Here is a 19,426-nt window from a genome sequence, read left to right as displayed (position 1 = left end):
TCGTCTCCGTTACACCTTTTCCACATTGACCAGGAACGCTTTAAATTCAGGCGTTTGCGTGTTGGCATCACCGACAAATGGCGTCAGGGTGTTAGCGATAAAGCCTTTCTTCGCCACACCTTCATAACCCCAGTGAATCGGAATACCGATGGTGTCCACTTTCTGGCCATTCACATCTAGCTGGCGAATACGCTTGGTCACCACCGCTTTGGCTTTGATAAAGCCACGGTTGGAGGAGACTTTCACCGTGTCGCCGTGCGCGATACCGAGTGAATTCGCGAGCTTCTCGCCAATCTCGATAAACTGCTCTGGCTGCGCGATGGCGTTCAGTACCGCGTGTTTGGTCCAGTAGTGGAAATGCTCAGTCAGACGATACGTGGTGCCGACATACGGGAACTTGTCATGCTTGCCCATCGCTTCCAGGTCACCTTTGAACACGCGCGCCGCCGGGTTAGAAACCACGTTCGGGTGCAGCGGGTTGGTGCCAAGTGGCGTTTCAAACGGCTCGTAGTGTTCCGGGAACGGCCCTTCTGCCATCTTGTCGATAGCAAACAAGCGCCCTAAACCTTCCGGCTGCATGATGAACGGCCCAACGTCAGTACCCGGTGCGGCAGTGCTGTAGTCGGCAATATCTGCGCCGCTCCACTTCGCGCCATCCCAGGAAATCAGGCGGCGTTTTTCGTCCCACGGTTTACCCGCTGGATCGGCGGAAGCACGGTTATACAGAATGCGACGGTTAAGCGGCCACGCCCAGGCCCAGCCTAGCGTGTTACCCAAACCTGATGGGTCCGCGTTATCGCGGCGTGCCATCTGGTTGCCGTCTGGCGTCCAGCTACCGGCGAAGATCCAACAGCCACTGGAAGTGGTGCCGTCATCGCGCAGTTGTGCAAACGAGCTGAGTTGCTGGCCTTTTTTCACCAGAACCGCACCAGTTGCCGGGTCGACCACGTCCTGCAACGCTTTACCGTTGCTTTCCATCGCCACTTCTTCTGGAGCCGGGTTGTCAGGAGTCTGGTAGTTCCAGCTCATGTTCAGCACTTGCTCAGGCAGCGCACCGCCTTCGGCCTGGTACATATGGCGCAAACGGCTAAAGATACCCGCGAGGATTTCGCCGTCGTTCAGCGCTTCCCCTGGGGCGTCCGCACCTTTCCAGTGCCACTGCAACCAGCGTCCGGAGTTAACGATAGAACCGTTTTCTTCGGCAAAGCAGGTGGATGGCAAGCGGAACACTTCGGTCTGGATTTTCGACGGATCAACGTCGTTCATCTCGCCGTGGTTCTGCCAGAAGTTCGAGGTTTCGGTGTTCAGCGGGTCGATGGTCACGAGGAATTTCAGCTTCGACAGTGACGCAATGACTTTGTTTTTGTTCGGGAACGAAGCAACAGGGTTAAAGCCCTGGCACAGGTAACCGTTCACCTTGCCCTGGTTCATCATCTCGAAATATTGCAGGACGTCGTAGCCCTTGTCCCATTTCGGCAACCAGTCATAACCCCAGCTGTTTTCTGCTGTGGCTTTGTCACCAAAGAAGGCTTTCATCATCGAAACGAAGAATTTCGGGTAGTTGCCCCAGTAGTTGACCTGGCCTTCCAGCAGCGGTTTCGGCGTGTTGGCGGCAAGATAAGTCTGGATGTCAGGCTGTTTCTCATTCGGCAGCGTCATGTAGCCTGGCAGGCTTTGTGACAACAGGCCGAGATCCGTCAGACCCTGAATGTTGGAGTGCCCGCGCAGTGCGTTCACGCCGCCGCCCGCCATCCCCATGTTGCCAAGCAGCAACTGAATCATCGCCATAGTACGAATGTTCTGCGCGCCCACGGAGTGTTGCGTCCAGCCCAGTGCATACAAGAACGACGCCGTTTTATTCCTGGCGCTGGTTTCTGCGATGTATTCACATACTTTCAGGAAATCATCTTTCGGGGTACCGCAAATATTGGAAACCACATCTGGCGTGTAGCGGGAAACGTGCTCTTTGAGCAGGTTCCACACGCAGCGCGGATGAGTCAGCGTCAGGTCGCGTTTAGCGAAGCCTTTTTCGTCCAGCTCATAGTTCCAGGTGGTTTTGTCGTATTTACGGTTTGCCGCGTCGTAGCCTGAGAACAGGCCGTCTTCGAAGCTGTAATCCTCACGCACAATCAGATTGGCGTTGGTGTAAGCCTCGACGTACTCGCGGTTAAATTTATTGTTGTTGATCAGGTACAGCAGTACGCCAGACAAGAAAGCGATGTCTGAGCCGGAGCGAATCGGGGTGTAGAAATCCGCCACCGAAGCGGTACGCGTAAAGCGCGGATCGATAACGATCAGCTTCGCGCCGTTGTGGATTTTGGCTTCCATCGCCCAGCGGAACCCAACTGGATGCGCTTCTGCCGCGTTTCCACCCATCACAATAACGAGATCGGCGTTCTTAATATCAACCCAGTGGTTGGTCATCGCACCGCGACCAAATGTTGGAGCAAGACTTGCTACCGTTGGTCCGTGTCAGACACGCGCCTGGTTATCCACGGCTAACATGCCGAGGGCGCGGGAAAATTTCTGGGTTAAATAACCGGTTTCGTTACTGGACGCTGATGCGCACAACATGCCGGTGGAGAGCCAACGGTTGACCGTGGTTCCCTGGGCGTTCTGCGCAATAAAGTTGGCGTCGCGGTCTGCTTTCATCAGTTTGGCGATACGGTCAAATGCCGTTTCCCAGCTGATTTGTTCCCACTTATCCGAGCCTGGTGCGCGGTAAGAAGGGAATTTTAGACGGCTTTCACTGTGGATGAAATCCACCAGACCTGCACCTTTCGGGCAGAGTGCACCGCGGTTTACCGGATGGTCCGGGTCGCCTTCAATATGGAAGATGGATGCTTTGGCATTTTTCGCGCCGTCACCGAGGCTGTACATCAATAGCCCACAACCGACGGAACAATATGTGCAGGTGTTACGGGTTTCACGTGTACGCAGCAGTTTATATTGCCGTGTTTCCGCAAGTGCAACACCTGGGGCAAAGCCCAGTGCCGCTGCCGTAGTCCCTGCCATACCGCCAGCACAGATCTTAAAGAACTGTCGTCTGCTGACCTGCATGGATGCTCCTTTTTTCGACATTTTTCACATGACTTATAAGTGTAATTTTTGCGGTTTAAGCCGCAAAGGTTCAAACTGGCAATAGCCCTTCATCCGGAAGGGATAGTGTTTCAAGAATACCACATTAGTTTTAAGGCTGTTCCAATCAGGTTAAGACAAAGTGAACAATCCCAACCCGAAACAAAGCAAAATTGTGAACGCCATCACTGGCGCACGGACGATAGATTTGTGGCAACGCCACGATTTACAGCAAGCCAAAGGCGACTGGCTGGCTGAAGAAATCCCGGTAGCACTGGTCTACAACGGTATTTCGCATGTCGTAATGATGGCATCCCCCAAAGATTTGGAACTCTTTGCATTAGGTTTTTCCTTATCAGAAGGAATTATAGAATCCCCTGCCGATATTTACGGAATGGATGTTATCGCGGTGTGCAATGGTCTGGAGGTACAAATAGAGCTTTCCAGCCGCCGTTTCATGGGGTTAAAAGAACGCCGTCGCTCTCTTGCCGGGCGCACCGGTTGCGGCGTCTGCGGCGTTGAACAGCTCAATGATATTGGCCGCCCGATTACGCCACTGCCCTTCACACAAACTTTTGATTTGAATAAACTGGACGCGGCGTTAAACCAGATGCGCGACTACCAACCCGTCGGGCAACTCACCGGTTGTACGCATGCCGCACTTTGGCTTAATGAGAACGGCACGATTCTGGATGGCAAAGAAGATATTGGCCGCCATGTGGCGCTGGATAAACTGCTTGGGGTGCGAGCCCGCGAAAGCTGGAACACTGGCGCAGTGTTAGTCTCCAGCCGTGCCAGCTATGAAATGGTGCAAAAATCGGCCCAGTGCGGCGTCGAGATTTTGTTTGCTGTTTCTGCCGCCACCACGCTTGCGGTGGAAGTTGCCCATCATTGCAATTTGACGCTGGTCGGCTTTAGTAAACCAGGCCGCGCCACGGTTTATACCCATCCGCAGCGGCTGCGTTAAGGAGTTGTACATTCCGTTACTTACCGACACCAATCACTCACGGAAGGTATTTGTTTATTGGAATAGAGTTATTTCAACGGGCCAACCGGCCGCACATAAACAAATACGAGACTATCAAAATGAAAAAAGTATTAACTCTGATTGCTGTCGCTGTAATGGGTCTGTCTTCTGTTGCTTTCGCGGCTGATACCACCGCAGCACCTGCTCCGGCAAAACACACTACTGTGCACCACAAAAAACACCACAAAGCAGCACCGGTAGCGCAGAAAGCGCAAGCAGCTAAAAAACACCACAAAAAAGCCACTCACACAGCAACACCAGCCGCTCCACAGAAAGCTCAGGCTGCCAAAAAGCACCACAAAAAAGCGGCTACCACAGTAGCGCCAGCGGCAAAACCAGCGGTTAAACCTGCTGCATAAGTCAGCCACACAATCCCTCTTCTCTAAAAACACTCGGCTTGCCGGGTGTTTTTTTCTTTGTTGTGGGAAGCGATTACGCCGTCCATCATTCACTCGTAATCGCACTCCATTTTTTCCGCAATCTGCCGATAACTTCTACAGGCGCCAGGGCGATTTTCCGCCAGGTTATCGAACAGAGGTTTAAATGGATAGTTTTCAAAAAGATATCGATGAAAGGGCTAACCTGGCGTTATCCAATAAATTTGAGCTGTTACTTTTCCGCTTAGGCGATGGCCAGCACGGTGGGAAATCTGAGTTGTATGGCATTAATGTTTTTAAGCTGCGTGAAATTGTACCGATGCCAAAAATTAACCGCGCAGCGGGAATGATGTCGCCGCTGTTGGGCATGGCAAATATTCGCGACCAGTTTATCCCGGTTATCGACCTGCCAGCCGTTACAGGCTGCACACCAAAAACCGGGCTGAATCTGTTACTGATAACCGAATATGCCCGCAGCACGCAGGCGTTTGCAGTAGAGTCGGTGGAAAATATTATCCGCCTCGACTGGAGCCAGGTTCACGCTGCCGAATCAGGCGTGAGCAGCCGTAACATCACCAGCATTGCCTCACTGGATAGTGACGAGCACAAAGGCGAACTGGCGCTGGTGCTCGATGTTGAACAGATCCTCTACGACATCATCCCTTCCGGGCGCAAAGTCGATATGGCGGCAATCGAAGGCAATACCAATCCGTTAAAACCCGGTGCCGTGGCGATTGTTGCCGAAGATTCCAAAGTCGCCCGCCTGATGCTTGAGCAAGGGCTGAAAGGCATGGGCATTCCGGCAATGATGCATTCCACAGGGCTTGAAGCGTGGGAGAAAATCAAGGTTATCGCCGCAGAAGCTAAAGCCGCAGGCCAGCCGATCACCGACCGCATTGGTATGGTATTAACCGATATTGAAATGCCGGAAATGGATGGCTTTACCCTGACGCGCAACATCAAAACAGATATCACGTTAAAGCACATTCCGGTGGTGATTCACTCGTCTTTATCCGGCAGCGCCAACGAAGATCACGTGCGCAAAGTGGGTGCCAACGGTTATGTGGCGAAGTTCGATGTGAAAGAGCTTTCACAGGTGATTAATAAAGCGCTGGAAGGTGCGGTGGTTTAGTAGCCTTTTGCAAAAGAGTGGGAGACGTATCGCATTCCCACTCTACAAGCACTTATCCTTTCAATCATAAAGCCATCTTCCGGCCTTTGCTGATTCAATAATCATTTCTACCGTCAAAGGTCTTAATACTCTTTTTGGCGGTTTCTTTTGCCAGAATGGATACTCATATTCAAAGTAGTTCTCACCATCAAAGTTTGAATGTTCAATATCGAAGTGCTCAAATACATCAGCCAAAAAATCATGTGCGTCTTCAGGTAAAAACTGAAAATCATCGTCTAGCGTCCATTCCTTGGTTACCTGCTTGATTTCAGGTTTGAACCAGCGCTTCCTGATGGGGTAATTTTCCATAATGTACTTAATAACTTCTGTTTCGTAGTCTCTCATCAGAAGTATGTCCACTGTATTCGGTCTTTATACCCTTTATACTTCAAGCTGCAGGGGTGTTGACTGCACTCACTTACCCCTGTCACTTACTTAAGGTATATATGATATTTCCGTCACAATGCTTTTGCGTGATTTTCTCGTATGCCATTTTCACTTTTCCTTATAGTTTTTATGAAATCCTTGAAGAAGCTTACTCACTCGGAAATATCGATCAATTGAACAGATGTAACAAAATTCCTTATTTTTAATTAAGTTAAATATTAATTAAATCAGGCTTAAATATTTTCATGTCATTGCATTCACCTTTGCGAGCCATGCCGCAGAGCATAACTTTCCGCACGCAAACCGCTTGCTGGCAATAATCAATCGCAGTATCGTTGCGCCGTACCTGCAAAATCAGGTGCCGGGATTAGCCTCTCGATTATAGTTACAGGCGGTATATGACGCGCCAGCGTCTTTTTTTATACCGTGCGTTCGGCTACACCCTAATTATGGTGGGCTGGATGGGGGCGTCGAAAGATGCGCCGGTTTCCTGTAACACCGGTAAGGCTAACCTCGTTCAGCTCACCACCCAGAGATTAGCCTCTCAGGTGGTGGGAATATAACCCGTTACAGGAGGCTGCCACTATGGCTACTACCCCAACCCAAACTCAAACTTCAGAAAACTCACCGCTTACGCTTTCTTTTGATATTAATACCGATTTCACTGTGCTTGCCGACTATTGCGAACGCTTCGCCGACTCGCTGATTGCAAGCGCAAAACCGGGGGAAAGACGCGTCCTTTGCTACCGCCTCGCGGAATGCCTGGAGCTGCTTTACTCGACGCTGAATGAACCCATTCCAGAACATCTGGTTGAAAGCCTCACCGTGGATCATATTCCGGCGGCAGTATCCACTTTTGAACCTGAACCAGAAGATCTTTGCCGCTATTGCCTGACGCTGGCGCAAATCCTCAATAGTCACAATTTTTCCGCCAGTGAAGAAAAAGCGCTGACCGGGCTGCTGTTTGAACTCACGGGTTATTTTGCCGATGAGTTAAGAACGCCACGCTTTGTCCGCACGGCAATAACGATGTAAATCTGCGAACCCGGTTCAGAAAGGGCTGGGTTCTTCTTCTTTTGGTTCAGCGTGACTCAGTTCGTCCTGTATCATCGACACGTCACGCCATAACTCAAGGATGGAAATAATGTCTGATAACGATCCGATCCTCTACACCTCCGAAGACGGCGAATCCCAGTTTATTTTGCGTGAGTTGGGGGGCCAGGTATGGCTTACGCAACTAGAAATTGCTGAGCTTTATCAAACAACTAAGCAGAACATCAGCCTGCATGTGAAGAACATTTTTGCCGAAGGAGAGTTGAGCCGTGAGGCAACCGTCAAGGATTACTTGACAGTTCAAAGTGAGGGCGAGCGGAATATCCAACGCCAGCTTGCTCATTACTCGTTACCGATGATTATTGCCATCGGTTATCGCGTGAAATCCCCTCGGGCAACGCAATTCCGGCAGTGGGCGACACGTATCCTCCACGAATATATGCTTAAAGGCTTCGCTATGGATGACGAACGCCTTAAAGATCCTAAGTGGGACTACTTTGACGAATTGCTGGAGCGCATCCGCGAAATACGCTCTTCAGAGCTGCGCTTTTATCAAAAAATTCGCGATCTATTTACCCTTTCCGAAGACTATCGCGCCAACGAAAAAGACACAGTCCAGCTGTTTGCCGAAGTACAAAACAAATTGTTCTTCGCGGTCACAGGTTATACCGCAGCCGAACTCGTGGTACAGCGTGCAGATGCAACAAAATCCAATATGAATTTGCTGAGTTTTAAAGGCTCACGTGTGCGCAAAGCGGATGTGGTGATCGCCAAAAATTACCTTAATGAAGACGAACTCGATAGCCTGAATCGTCTGGCCTCGATGTTTTTAGAATTCGCAGAGTTCCGCGCCAAACAAAAACAACACCTGAAGCTCGCAGACTGGCGTAAATTTATCGACAACTTTATGGCTTTTAATGAACAACCACTTTTGAATCACCGTGGTTCTGTTAGCCGCGAGCAGATGAAATCCGTGGTAAATGAGCATTATGAATCATTCGATAAATCCAGAAAAATAGCTGATGCGCGTGAAGCCGACCGCATTGAGTTGGAACAGTTAGAACAGCTCGAAAAACGCCTGAACCTAAAAAAGGGCCACTAACATGGCCCTCGTTTTACGATGAAAAACCCTACTCCAGATAAAACACCTCTTTCAGCTCCGCACTGACCGGGCTGTTATCCGGGTTGCTCGGCATAATCTCGCTCATATGCTTCCACCAGCGTTGGCAAACTTCCGTTTGGGCAACCGCGTTCCAGCGGGCTTCAGACTCAATTTCTACCGTGGCAAAAAGTAGATGGCGTTCAGCATCAAGATAGATAGCGTAGTGATGAGCACCGTGCTGTTTAAGTACCGCTTCCAGCTCAGGCCAAATCGGCGTATGGCGACGCTGATATTCTTCATGGGCATCGGGATTCACCTGCATAACAAAAGCTTTGCGGATCATAATGCCTCCAGGTACAGCTCGCGGACTTCCTCACGCGTGGCAACGCGTGGATTGCATGGCGCGCATGGATCAGCAAGAGCGTTGTCCAGCCAGCCTTCGATGTCTGCGGTTTGAATACCAAGCTGGCTAAAGCCAGATGGGATGCCGACACGTGTGGAAAGCGCACGAATCGCCAGAATAGCCTCAAAGCTGGCTTCTTCTTCTTCCATATCCTGAGTATTCACGCCCATTGCTGCGGCGACTTTCGCAAAACGTGCAACGGCTTTCGGGCGGTTAAAGGCTTCGATTACCGGCAACAAGATGGCATTACACACGCCGTGCGGCAGGTTGTGAGTGGCACCCGGCTGGTGTGCTAGCGCATGCACCAGGCCAAGACCGGCACTGTTAAACGCCATACCCGCCAGATATTGGCCGTAAGCCATCATTTCACGCGCTTCAAGGTTTTTGCCGTCATCTACCGCTTTCGGCAACCACTGGCTAATCAGGCGGATAGCCTCCAGCGCATTGGCGTCGGTGAGCGGATGAGCGGCGACAGAAACGTAAGCTTCGATGGCGTGAGTCAACGCATCCATACCCGTTGCGGCAGTGACGCTCGCCGGGATATCGAGCATGACGCTGGCGTCATCGACGGCGATGTCCGGAATCAGGTTAGTGTCGATAATGACTTCTTTTACATGGCGCACGGAATCGATAATTACCGCATTGCTGGTCATCTCTGCCGCAGTTCCCGCAGTGGTGTTAATCGCCACTAGCGGCACGCCAGGATTAGTCACTTTGCCCACGCCGGAATACGCGGTTGATGGGCCTGGGTTTGCGGTCAGGATTTTCACCGCTTTGGCGGTATCAATCGGGCTGCCGCCACCGAAGGCAATCAGGTAATCGCAACCTGCGGCCTGATACGCCGCAAAGCCTTTTTGCACCAGTTCTTCGGTCGGGTTCGGGAAAACTTCGTCGAACAGTTCGTAAGAAAGTTGATGTTCGTCGAGCGCGCTAAACAGGCTTTCGAGCAAGCCCATTTTCACCAGTTGCCCGTCGGTGATGATTAACGCTTTGCCCCAGGGTTTAGCGGCAATTAATTTCACCATATCGCCGATAGCGCCCGCGCCGTGAAGGCTGATTTTTGGTAAGGCCAACATAAAGCTCATAGCTATTCTCCATAATATTGATGTTTTAAAAATCCATATCCTCACCCCGGCCTCTCCCCAAGCGAGGGGGGAAACCAGAGCGGGAAAAAATCAAACTCGCCGACGCCCTAAAAAACGCCGGGTAATAATGGGCAGTGAAATCACCACTATCAGCATCGAGCCGACAATAATCGACATCACGATACCTGGCACATTGAGCAGGCTCAGGCCGAACGTCACCAGCCCCATCAGGAATGCGGCGATAATCACCCCCGCCATGCTCCCCGAACCGCCCAGAATATTGACGCCGCCGAGCACCGCCATGGTGACTACGCTTAACTCCCAACCTATTGCGATGGTCGGGCGCGTGCTCCCGAGGCGTGAGGTTAACAACACTGACGCCAGCCCCGCCATCACACCAACCAGCACGAACAGCATCAGGTTGTGGCGTTTCACGTTGATACCGGAATACCACGCACCCGTCGGGTTATTGCCGATGGCGTAAGTCCGGCGGCCAAAGTTGGTTTTGTGCAGCAAGAAAGCGAACACCGCCGCCAGCACTATGAACAAGGCAAATTCAAACGACAGTGCACCCCAGACGTAGCCCTGACCAAACCATGCAAAACTTTCCGGGTACTTATTTAGCGCCTGATCACCCAGCAATATGTAGGTGATGCCGCGGTACAAACTCATGGTGCCGATGGTGATAACAATCGACGAAAGGTTGAACCGCGTAACCAGCAGGCCGTTGAACAAACCGCACAGCAAACCGACGCCCAGCCCGATACACACCAGCCCTGTGGTATCGACTCCCGCCTGCGCACAGAAGCCCATTGCCGTCGAGCTAAGCGCAATAGTCGACGCTACCGACAGGTCAATTTCACGGGCAATAATCAGCATCGCCATCGGCAGCACGATGATCGCCTTTTCCGTGAAGTTGAAAGTGGCGTCCGACAGGTTCCAGATGTTGAGGAAATATGGCGAAGCCAGCGCGTTGGCGATAAATACAGCCAGCGTCACCGTCAGCAAAAATGTCTCCCAGCACAGCAAGCGGCGCAATAGTGATGCGGACACCGCCTGCGATGGCACAGATTCAGAGATCAGCGTTTTATTCATGACTCACTCCCGGAGCTTGCCGCGCAAGCACTGCGTCGCGCAAAATCAGCCGCCCTTTGCGTTTATTGCCGCGTTCGTTGAGCAACACCGCAATCACAATCACCGCGCCTGAAATCGCCATTTGCCAGAACGGTGAGACGCCAATCACCGGCAGCGCGTTGTTGATAACACCAAGGAACAGAGCGCCCAGTAAGCAACCAAGCACGCGCCCGATGCCGCCCATGGTGCTGATCCCGCCAATCACACAGGCCGCTACGATTTGCAGTTCAAAACCGTTCGCCACGTCGACATACGCCACAGCAAAACGAGAAATCCACAAATAGCCGCAGAAACCTGCCAGCGCGCCCGAAAGGCTGAAACTGATGAACTGCATTTTTCCGGCGTTGATTCCGGTGTAATACGCGGCGGTAGCGTTGCCGCCTGCGGTATACATCGCCCGGCCAGTGCGGCTGTAACGCAAGAAATAGCCGACCAACAACAATGCTGCGACCGCACACCAACTCAGCAACGGCATTCCCAAAATCACCGCACGCGGCAACCCGAGGAAATCGCTACTCATCTGATGGGCGTTAATCCAGCCACCATTCGAAAGCAGAAAAATAATGCCGCGATAAATACTCATGGTGCCAAGCGTGACGACAATCGCCGGAATACCGAGCTTCCAGACCAACAAACCGTTGATTACGCCCATCAGCAAGCCCAGAACGGTTGCCAGCGAAAGCAGCGCCCAGACGGGAATTTGCGGATAGTGGAAGTTGAGTAACGCGACAATCATGCCGGTAAGCGCCAGGTTTGCCGCCATCGACAAATCAATGCCTTTAGTGAGCAACACCATCATCTGGCCAAGGGCGAGAATGATAAGAATCGAGGTGTCGTTGAACATCTCCACCAGGTTGCCAGGTGCGAGGAACGACGGCGCACGGCTACCAATACTCAGTACCATCAACAGGATGACGCCCGCGAGGAGAAATTCACGATGTTTGAGCAGGGTTTGCCACATTATGCTGCCTCCTCATGCGAGCCGCTGGCGGCGCTGACGATCATTTCCGCACTGGCTTCACCTGCGCGATATTCGGCAACCATCAGCCCTTCATGCATCACGATAATGCGGTCGGCCATGCCCATCACTTCCGGCAATTCGGACGACACCATAATCACCGCCAGGCCGTGACCCACCAGCTCAGACATAAACTGATGCACTGCAGCTTTGGAGCCGATATCGATGCCTTTAGTCGGCTCATCGAGAATGATCACCTCTGGCTGAGTCGCCAGCCATTTACCGATTACCACTTTTTGCTGATTACCGCCGGATAGCGTTTCAACCGGTTGTTTCCAGCTAAAAGCTTTGACCTGCAAGCGTTTGGCGTATTCATCGGCCAGCGCCCATTCTCGCGCATCGTTGAGTACACCACGCGGGTTGAGGCGGCTCAGTTGTGGCAAGCTGATGTTTTGGTAGATAGGCAGTTCAATGATGGCGCCCTGCTTCTGGCGCTCTTCCGGCACACAGACAATCCCGGCTTTGATGGCATCCGCAGGCTGGCGGAATTGCATCGGCTGACCGTTCAGCAAGATTTCACCATGCGATGGCCGCGACACGCCTGATAATGCCTGCATCAGTTCGGTCCGCCCGGCCCCGACTAAGCCGTAGAAACCGAGGATTTCCCCTTTGCGTAACTGGAAATTGATATGGGCAAATTCAGTTGGATGGCAGAGATCGTTGACCTCCAGCACCACATCGCCAAGTTCGCAGTGCACTTTCGGGAAGGCGTGAGTGATTTCACGCCCAACCATCATGGTGACCATGCGCTCTTCGGTTATCTCATTGATTTGCCCGGAACTGATATACACCCCGTCGCGCAGAATGGTGTAGTGATCGGCAATGGCAAAAATCTCGTCGAATTTGTGCGAGATAAACAGAATCGCTTTGCCTTCGCGTTTCAGGCGCTCAACGATTTGATAAAACTCGACAATTTCATGCTGCGACAGCGCGGCGGTCGGTTCGTCGAGAATGACGACCTGTGCCTCAAACGACAATGCGCGCGCAATCGCCACCATATGACGTTGAGCAATACTGAGAGTTTTGAGAGTAGCGCGAGGGTTAATCTGGACTTCAAGACGGGTAAGGATTTCTTCAGCCTGTTGGTGCATCGCGGGCCAGTCGAGTTTTTTGAAGAAACCGCGATAAATATAGTGGCCGACAAAAATGTTTTCAGTGACGGTCAGTTCATCAAACAGCACCGTTTCCTGGTGAATTGCTGTGATACCGACTTTATGCGCCGCTTCTGGGTTTGGCAGCGTAATCGGGATCGCTTTATATAACAGTTCGCCTTCTTCTGGCTGGTAAATCCCGGTCATGACTTTCACCAGGGTGGATTTACCGGCACCGTTTTCCCCGATGAGCGCCGTAACCTTTCCCGGCCACAAATCGAGGTGGACATTTTCGAGCGCGCGAACGCCGGGGAAGACTTTGGTGATCCCCTTGAGGGATAGCAGTGGTGTCGTGAGTGCCATGGTTAAGTTCTCCGTTGATTCTGGTTGCCCTCACCCCGGCCCTCTCCCCCTGGAGAGGGAGAACACCGATCTGTCCCCTCTCCCTCAGGAAGAGGGAGAAAACCTTGGTCGGTCCCCTCGCCCTCAGGGAGAGGGTTAGGGTGAAGGTGGCTTCTAAAACCTAAATCAGAAGATTTTGGAGAATTTATCGATGTTGCTGGCATCGTAAACAAACGGCTCAGCCATCGCGCCGTTGCCATCCGCATCCAGCTTCACTTTGCCCAATTTACCCATGCTAGCTTCCTCTTTCGTCGCCGTACCTTTGACTAAATCGTCTGCCAGGTAAGTGGCGGCGTAGCCGAGATCGATTGGGTTCCAGATGGCAAAACTTTTCGAGGCACCTGATTTCACGGCTCCCGCCATTTCAGACGGCAAGCCAAGGCCGGTCACGTAGACTTTGCCGATTTTGCCCTGGTCTTTCACCGCTTGTGCTGCGGCAACAATTCCGACGGAAGACGGCGAAACGATCACTTTTAAATCAGGATAAGATTTCAGCAGGCCGACAGTTTCACGGTAGCTTTTATCGGAAAGATCGTCGCCATAGGCCACGGTGACCAGATTGATAGACGGGTACTTCGGCAGTACCTTTTTCATCTCTTCAATCCAGATATTCTGGTTAGTTGAGGTCGGCGTGGCGCTCAGTATCGCGACATCACCTTTTTCGACGTTCATCGCTTTTAACGCATCTGCGGCCAGTTTGACGTTGGTTTCGCCAATCAATGCGTTATTAGAAGGGTTCAGGTGAATCTGGCGGCCATCTTTTGCCACACCGGAATCCCATGAAACGACTTTAATGCCACGCTGCATGGCCTTTTTCAGCACCGGAACCAGCGCGTCTGGGTCATTAGCAGAAATAGCAATGGCATCAACACCTTGAGCGATCAAGCCGTTGAGAACTTCAATTTGTGCTTCAGCTGTGGTGGTGGTTGGGCCGGTATAAATAACTTTAACGTCCCCCAACTCTTTGGCGGCTTCCTGCGCCCCGACGTTTGCTGCTTCAAAGAAACCATTACCAAGCGATTTCGCCACCAGCGCGATTTTCACTTCAGCAAGGGCAGAACCAGAGAGTGCTAATGCGACAACGGTAAGCGTACAACCTAATATTGCTTTAGTTTTCATTGCTTGTACTCCGATGTTTGTAGGGTTTGCAGGTATTTTTATTTTTTTAAGGCGGATGGCATCAGCTCACCCGCCCCAGTATTGCTGTTTACAACTCTAAAGCACTTGCTAATGGGGTGACGCCAAAACGCTTACCGAGCGCGATAAGTTCATCGCGAGAGATGGTTTGTTTCATGCCACCCATCGAAATAACTTTTACCAACACTTCAGCAGACTTCTCAGCGGTATCAATAAGACCAAACGCTTCATCAAGCGTTGGGCCGCTACCGAATACCCCGTGGAACGGCCACAGAACCAGCGAGTGTTTTGCCATCTCGTCAGCTGTCGCATTTCCAATTTCATCGGTGCCTGGCACCATCCACGGCAGAATGCCAACGCCGTCCGGGAACACCACCAGACATTCGGTGCTGCCTTCCCACAATTTGCGAGTGATGACTTCGGTGGTGTTTTCCAGCACGTAGGTCAGGGCAATCAGGTTGGTGGCATGACAGTGCATGATCACGCGATCTTTACCGCCGGTGGTTTTGATGCGTACGCTGTGTGACTGGAAGTGTGCCGCCAGTTCAGACGTTGGCACCGCTTCGTTTTCCAGCCCCCACAAAATGTGGTAGCCAGTTCCGCGGTTGTCCACTTTCACCACGCCAATATTTGCCGCTGGATCCAGTTGTACGTTGCGGAAGAATTTGCCAGAGCCAGTGACGATAAACGGCGTATTCGCCAGTTCAGGCATCGGCTGGCTTAATGCGATGTAACGAGGTGCGGCGTGGAAATCAGCCTGGAATGGCGTGATGTCCGCTTCATCCAGACGCATGGTGATGTTGCCGCCATTGCGCTCATCCCAGCCTTTCAGCCAGGCATCACTTGTTGCTTTGATCATGCCTTCTACAAACCAGGCTTTGAGGATGTTCTGCATAGTCTTGTGGTTCCTTTGGTATTGGTGAGGGCTTTTTCCCCTCAACCTGGCCCTCTCCCAAGGGAGAGGGAATTAATCATGTTTTCTCCTTCTCCCTCAGGGAGAAGGTCGGGATGAGGGTGGTTAACCGCGTTTGCTCAACACGTCCTGCTCGTAAGTACGCACAGTTTTCAGCCACTGGGCATCAACCGGCGTGTCATTACGCTGGCAATACATTTCCCAAACCGCTGCCCATGGCAGTGATTTTTGCTCTTCCAGCAAGGCCAGACGCGCGGTGTAATCACCATCACGCTCAAGCTGGCGCAGAGTTTCAGTTGGCTCCAGCAATGCACGCAGCAGTGCTTTTTTCATGTTGCGAGTACCGATAACCCACGCCGCAATGCGGTTAATGGAGGCATCGAAGAAATCCAGCCCGATGTGTACGCGGTCAAACAGGTCGTGGCGGATAATTTCGCTGGCGATAGCTTGAGTTTCGTCATCCAGCAGTACCACGTGGTCGCTGTCCCAACGCACTGGACGGCTTACGTGTAGCAGCAGGCGCGGTACATACAGCATGGCGCTGGAGATTTTGTCGGAGATAACTTCAGTCGGATGGAAGTGACCGGCATCCAGGCACAGCGCGGTCTGGCGGCTGGTGGCATAACCGAAGTAGAACTCGTTGGAACCCACGGTGTAACTTTCGGCACCAATACCGAACAGCTTGCTTTCTACCGCATCGATGTGATGTTGCGGGTTGAGTTTTTCGCTCATCGCTTCATCCAGTGCCGCGACCAGACGCTGGCGCGGAGCCAGGCGATCAACAGTGATGTCTTTCATGCCATCCGGGATCCAGATGTTCATTACTGACGGCGTACCTAACTGCTCGCCGAAGTAAGCAGAAACTTTGCGGCTGGCTTTAACGTGGTCAATCCAGAACTGACGAATTTCATCGTTAGCGTGGGACAACGTAAAACCATCGGCGCTTAACGGGTGCGAGAAACAAGACGGGTTGAAATCCAGCCCTAACTTGTTGGTTTTCGCCCACTCAACCCAGTTTTTGAAGTGTTCTGGTTTGATTTTGTCGCGTGAAACTGGCTGCTCAGATTCCAGATAAATAGCGTGCAGGTTCAGGCGTTTTGGGCCAGGGATCAGGCTTAATGCACGATCCAGATCGGAGCGTAATTCAGTCGCGTTGCGCGCTTTACCCGGATAGTTACCGGTGGCTTGAATCCCGCCGCTCAGCGCGCCTTCTGGGTTTTCAAACCCGGCAACGTCATCGCCCTGCCAGCAGTGCATAGAAACCGGCAAGCGGTCGAGCTGTTGCAGAGCAGATTCAACATCAACACCGACAGCAGCAAAACGCTGTTTCGCCAGTTCCCAGGCTTGATCAAGAGGTGTGGTCATGCGCAAAACTCCTTTTGTTTTTGATTGCTCAGCGGGAACTGCGCGATATACCGGGCAATTTCGCTATCTGTTTGTGGGGTAAAAGATTTCAATTCATAGCTGGCGGCGACGATTTTGCGGAAGTCGTCAACGTCAGTGATTTCATCCAGCGCCATTAACTGGCAGCCGATATTGCCGAGCGTTGAGGCTTCAATCGGGCCGGCGAATACCGGAATCCCGCAGGCGTCAGCGCATAGCTGGTTCAGTAATTCGTTCTGGCTACCGCCGCCGACAATATTCAGGCAGCTAAACTCATGGCCACGAACGCTGGCCAGTTCTGCCAAAGTTTTGGCGTACAACAGCGCCAGGCTGTCGAAAATGCAGCGTGCAAGCTCGTTGTCTGTGAATGGAACCGGCTGGTTGCTTTCGCGACATGCCGCCTGAATTTCACGGCTCATGCTTTCAGGGTTAATAAAACGATCGTCGTTCGGGTTGATCACAAAGCGGCAGGCCGGAGTTTTACGGGTGCGATCGATAAGATCGCCCAGATCCGTGATCTCCAACTCTCTCGTGACGCGCTGTAACAACCATAGGCCCATAATGTTTTTCAGCACCCGATAACGCCCTTCCGCACCACCTTCGTTGGTGATGTTGGCGGCTAATGCTGCGCTATTGGCATACGGCGTTTTGCTCTCAAAGCCCATCAACGACCAGGTGCCAGAAGAAAGGTAGGCGGCGTTTTTATCTTTCAGCGGTGCGCCGATGACCGCGCTGGCGGTGTCGTGCGTCGCGACTGAAACTACCGGGATTTTGTTCCCTTCGCGGCAAATCCACTGGCCGATAACGTTGCCCGGATGGGTCGGCGTGCCGAACCATTTGCCTGGTACGCCCGCCCACTCGAGCAGGGTTTCATCCCAGTTATCGCTATTGATATTGACCAGCTGCGTGGTTGTGGCGTTGGTGTATTCCCAGTTCAACGCGCCCGTCAGGCGGTAGCAGAAATAGTCCGGGATCAGCAGTGCGTGTTCGACTTTATCGAACAGTTCTGGCTGTTGCTGCGCTAAAGCTCGGAACTGGTAAAGCGTGTTGAAAGGCAGGAACTGAATACCGGTACGACGATAGATTTCTTCGCGACCTAACTGGTTGAAAGCTTCGTCCATCACGCCGTCAGTGCGGCTGTCGCGATAAGAAACAGGCTGCCCAACTCGATTACCGTCGCGGTCAATCAGCACGTAATCAACACCCCAGGTGTCAATGCCGATACTGTCAATGGCGATACCTTCATCGCAGGCTTTTTGCAGGCCAGTGCGGATTTCCATTTCCAGCGCGTCCACATCCCACACAGTGGAACCGTCGACCTGTTTTAAACAGTTGGTGAAACGATGAATTTCTCGCAGACAAATGCTGCGGGTATCACGTTCAAAGCGCGCCAGCATGACACGGCCGCTTGATGCGCCCAGGTCTACCGCAACGCTATGGCGTAGAGTCATTTTGGGGGTCCTTGCTAAATTAATTGACCCCACTCTAAAAAGTAACGCTGTTGACCACCTTCTCGTTACTGACAGCGCTAATCCGCCGCTGGCAAAGAAGCAAAGATGAACGTGAGTCATGTCACAGATTCGTGTTTATCACCCATAAAACCGGGCTGTGACACTCTCCGCATTTCCTGATAATTCCCGACCTTTCTTAAAAAACGAGCAGGATTTAACGGATTTCGCGTCGAAAACTTAAGGTGCAGATGAGAAGCGTTATCTACTATCTGCTCATCGCAAAACGGTTTGGGGTTAATGATGACGGTATTACATGGTTTTGACTTTTTCCCATCTGGGCATTCGTCTGTGGCGATTGAGCCGCGTTTACCCCAGGCCGCCTTTCCGGAACACCATCATGACTTTTGCGAAATCGTCATTGTTGAGCACGGCACTGGAACCCACGTTTTTAACGGCCAGCCGTACACATTAAGCGGCGGTTCCGTCTGTTTCGTGCGCGATCACGATCGCCATTTGTACGAGCACACCGAAAATCTGTGCCTGACCAATATTCTGTACCGTGCGCCAGACGCATTTTGCTTTTTGTCCGGGCTGGATAAGTTGCTGCCGCAAGAGCAGGACGGCCATTACCCGTCGCACTGGCGCGTGAATCAACCCGTTTTGCAGCAAGTACGCGGGCTGATTGAACAGTTTGAGCAAATTGGTGAAGCGTCGGATACCCATTCTGTCGCCAACCGTGAAATTCTGTTTATGCAGTTGCTGGTATTGCTGCGCAAAGGCAGCATGGTGGAAGGTGCTGCAAGTTCAGAAGGCCGGTTAAATCTGCTGATGGCATGGCTTGAAGATCACTTCGCTGAGGATATTTGCTGGGAAGCGCTGGCTTCACAATTCACGCTTTCCCTGCGTACTCTGCATCGCCAGCTAAAACAGCGAACGGGTATGACGCCCCAACGCTATCTCAACCGTTTACGTTTGATGAAAGCGCGTCACTTGTTGCGCCATGGCGACGAAAGCGTCACAGACATCGCTTTTCAATGCGGTTTTGGCGACAGTAACCACTTTTCGACGCTGTTTAAGCGTGAGTTTTCCTGGTCACCGCGTGAGATTCGCCAGGGCCGAGATACGCAACTTCAGTAATCGCGAGGGCAATCACCGTTTTTTTAGCCAAAAAAGCCAATACTTGCCTGTTAGTTTGTCGGATGGCGCTGCGCTTA

General features: G+C 52.1%; 19 protein-coding genes. 7 read left to right on the top strand and 12 right to left on the bottom strand.

Annotation, left to right across the window (positions count from 1 at the left end; genetic code table 11):
* Positions 1–9: 9 nt before the first annotated feature.
* Positions 10–2,940, bottom strand: coding sequence for a formate dehydrogenase-N subunit alpha (gene fdnG, locus D8682_RS16810; RefSeq protein WP_370090877.1), 2,931 nt, complete (start codon positions 2,938–2,940; stop codon positions 10–12).
* A 4-nt stretch (positions 2,941–2,944) separates the two neighbouring features.
* Positions 2,945–3,028, bottom strand: coding sequence for a zinc finger domain-containing protein (locus D8682_RS27460; protein ID WP_370090876.1), 84 nt, complete (start codon positions 3,026–3,028; stop codon positions 2,945–2,947).
* 192 nt (positions 3,029–3,220) lie between these two features.
* On the opposite strand from D8682_RS27460, the gene fdhD reads away from it, so the two are divergent.
* The 3 genes from fdhD to D8682_RS16790 all read left to right on the top strand — a co-directional run bounded on the left by fdhD (position 3,221) and on the right by D8682_RS16790 (position 5,614).
* On the top strand, positions 3,221–4,045 hold the full coding sequence (gene fdhD, locus D8682_RS16800; RefSeq protein ID WP_121814738.1) for a formate dehydrogenase accessory sulfurtransferase FdhD: 825 nt from the start codon (positions 3,221–3,223) through the stop codon (positions 4,043–4,045).
* A 119-nt stretch (positions 4,046–4,164) separates the two neighbouring features.
* Positions 4,165–4,464: an acid resistance repetitive basic protein Asr gene (gene asr / locus D8682_RS16795; RefSeq protein ID WP_064542679.1), complete on the top strand. Its 300-nt coding sequence runs from the start codon at positions 4,165–4,167 to the stop codon at positions 4,462–4,464.
* A 184-nt stretch (positions 4,465–4,648) separates the two neighbouring features.
* Positions 4,649–5,614: a chemotaxis protein gene (locus tag D8682_RS16790; RefSeq protein WP_064542676.1), complete on the top strand. Its 966-nt coding sequence runs from the start codon at positions 4,649–4,651 to the stop codon at positions 5,612–5,614.
* Positions 5,615–5,674: 60 nt separating this feature from the next.
* On the opposite strand, the gene D8682_RS16785 is transcribed toward D8682_RS16790, so the two are convergent.
* Positions 5,675–5,998, bottom strand: coding sequence for a DUF1493 family protein (locus D8682_RS16785; RefSeq protein ID WP_121814737.1), 324 nt, complete (start codon positions 5,996–5,998; stop codon positions 5,675–5,677).
* 440 nt (positions 5,999–6,438) lie between these two features.
* On the opposite strand from D8682_RS16785, the gene D8682_RS27230 reads away from it, so the two are divergent.
* The 3 genes from D8682_RS27230 (at position 6,439) to D8682_RS16775 (ending at position 8,195) form a co-directional block, all read left to right on the top strand.
* A complete protein-coding gene (locus D8682_RS27230) occupies positions 6,439–6,603 on the top strand; it encodes an ash family protein (RefSeq protein WP_232904837.1) in 165 nt (54 codons plus the stop codon).
* 22 nt (positions 6,604–6,625) lie between these two features.
* The gene (locus D8682_RS16780; protein ID WP_238392776.1) at positions 6,626–7,075 is read left to right on the top strand and encodes a hypothetical protein; all 450 of its coding nucleotides are present in this window, start codon (positions 6,626–6,628) and stop codon (positions 7,073–7,075) included.
* A 109-nt stretch (positions 7,076–7,184) separates the two neighbouring features.
* Positions 7,185–8,195, top strand: coding sequence for a virulence RhuM family protein (locus tag D8682_RS16775; protein ID WP_121814736.1), 1,011 nt, complete (start codon positions 7,185–7,187; stop codon positions 8,193–8,195).
* 28 nt (positions 8,196–8,223) lie between these two features.
* On the opposite strand, the gene rhaM is transcribed toward D8682_RS16775, so the two are convergent.
* From rhaM to rhaB, 9 genes are all read right to left on the bottom strand, one after another.
* Complete coding sequence (gene rhaM, locus D8682_RS16770; RefSeq protein ID WP_064542667.1) at positions 8,224–8,538, bottom strand: L-rhamnose mutarotase; 315 nt, start codon at positions 8,536–8,538, stop codon at positions 8,224–8,226.
* Positions 8,535–9,683 (bottom strand): lactaldehyde reductase, encoded by a 1,149-nt coding sequence (fucO, locus tag D8682_RS16765; RefSeq protein ID WP_121814735.1) that lies wholly within the window; start codon positions 9,681–9,683, stop codon positions 8,535–8,537. Before fucO ends, rhaM begins: the two co-directional genes overlap by 4 nt.
* A gap of 90 nt (positions 9,684–9,773) precedes the next feature.
* A complete protein-coding gene (locus D8682_RS16760) occupies positions 9,774–10,778 on the bottom strand; it encodes an ABC transporter permease (protein ID WP_064542661.1) in 1,005 nt (334 codons plus the stop codon).
* Positions 10,771–11,778 carry an ABC transporter permease gene (locus tag D8682_RS16755; RefSeq protein WP_064542658.1) on the bottom strand — a complete coding sequence of 336 codons (1,008 nt, stop codon included), beginning with the start codon at positions 11,776–11,778 and terminating at the stop codon, positions 10,771–10,773. The genes D8682_RS16760 and D8682_RS16755 overlap by 8 nt, the downstream gene beginning before the upstream one ends.
* Entirely contained in the window at positions 11,778–13,289 is a 1,512-nt protein-coding gene (locus tag D8682_RS16750) for a sugar ABC transporter ATP-binding protein (RefSeq protein ID WP_064542655.1), read from the bottom strand. Before D8682_RS16750 ends, D8682_RS16755 begins: the two co-directional genes overlap by 1 nt.
* Positions 13,290–13,454: 165 nt before the next feature.
* Positions 13,455–14,447: a rhamnose ABC transporter substrate-binding protein gene (rhaS, locus tag D8682_RS16745; protein WP_064542652.1), complete on the bottom strand. Its 993-nt coding sequence runs from the start codon at positions 14,445–14,447 to the stop codon at positions 13,455–13,457.
* Between the two features lie 88 nt (positions 14,448–14,535).
* The gene (gene rhaD / locus D8682_RS16740) at positions 14,536–15,360 is read right to left on the bottom strand and encodes a rhamnulose-1-phosphate aldolase (RefSeq protein WP_064542649.1); all 825 of its coding nucleotides are present in this window, start codon (positions 15,358–15,360) and stop codon (positions 14,536–14,538) included.
* A gap of 123 nt (positions 15,361–15,483) precedes the next feature.
* Positions 15,484–16,743 (bottom strand): L-rhamnose isomerase, encoded by a 1,260-nt coding sequence (gene rhaA, locus D8682_RS16735; protein ID WP_064542646.1) that lies wholly within the window; start codon positions 16,741–16,743, stop codon positions 15,484–15,486.
* Positions 16,740–18,212 (bottom strand): rhamnulokinase, encoded by a 1,473-nt coding sequence (gene rhaB / locus D8682_RS16730; protein ID WP_121814734.1) that lies wholly within the window; start codon positions 18,210–18,212, stop codon positions 16,740–16,742. Before rhaB ends, rhaA begins: the two co-directional genes overlap by 4 nt.
* A gap of 300 nt (positions 18,213–18,512) precedes the next feature.
* Between rhaB and rhaS (D8682_RS16725) the strand changes: the two genes are divergently transcribed.
* Positions 18,513–19,349 (top strand): HTH-type transcriptional activator RhaS, encoded by an 837-nt coding sequence (gene rhaS / locus D8682_RS16725; protein ID WP_064542800.1) that lies wholly within the window; start codon positions 18,513–18,515, stop codon positions 19,347–19,349.
* The last annotated feature ends 77 nt before the right edge of the window (positions 19,350–19,426 follow it).

Source organism: Buttiauxella sp. 3AFRM03, from assembly GCF_003675305.1.
Taxonomy (GTDB): domain Bacteria; phylum Pseudomonadota; class Gammaproteobacteria; order Enterobacterales; family Enterobacteriaceae; genus Buttiauxella; species Buttiauxella ferragutiae.
Note: the sequence above shows the minus strand (reverse complement) of the source record. Positions and strands in the feature narration are given on the sequence as shown.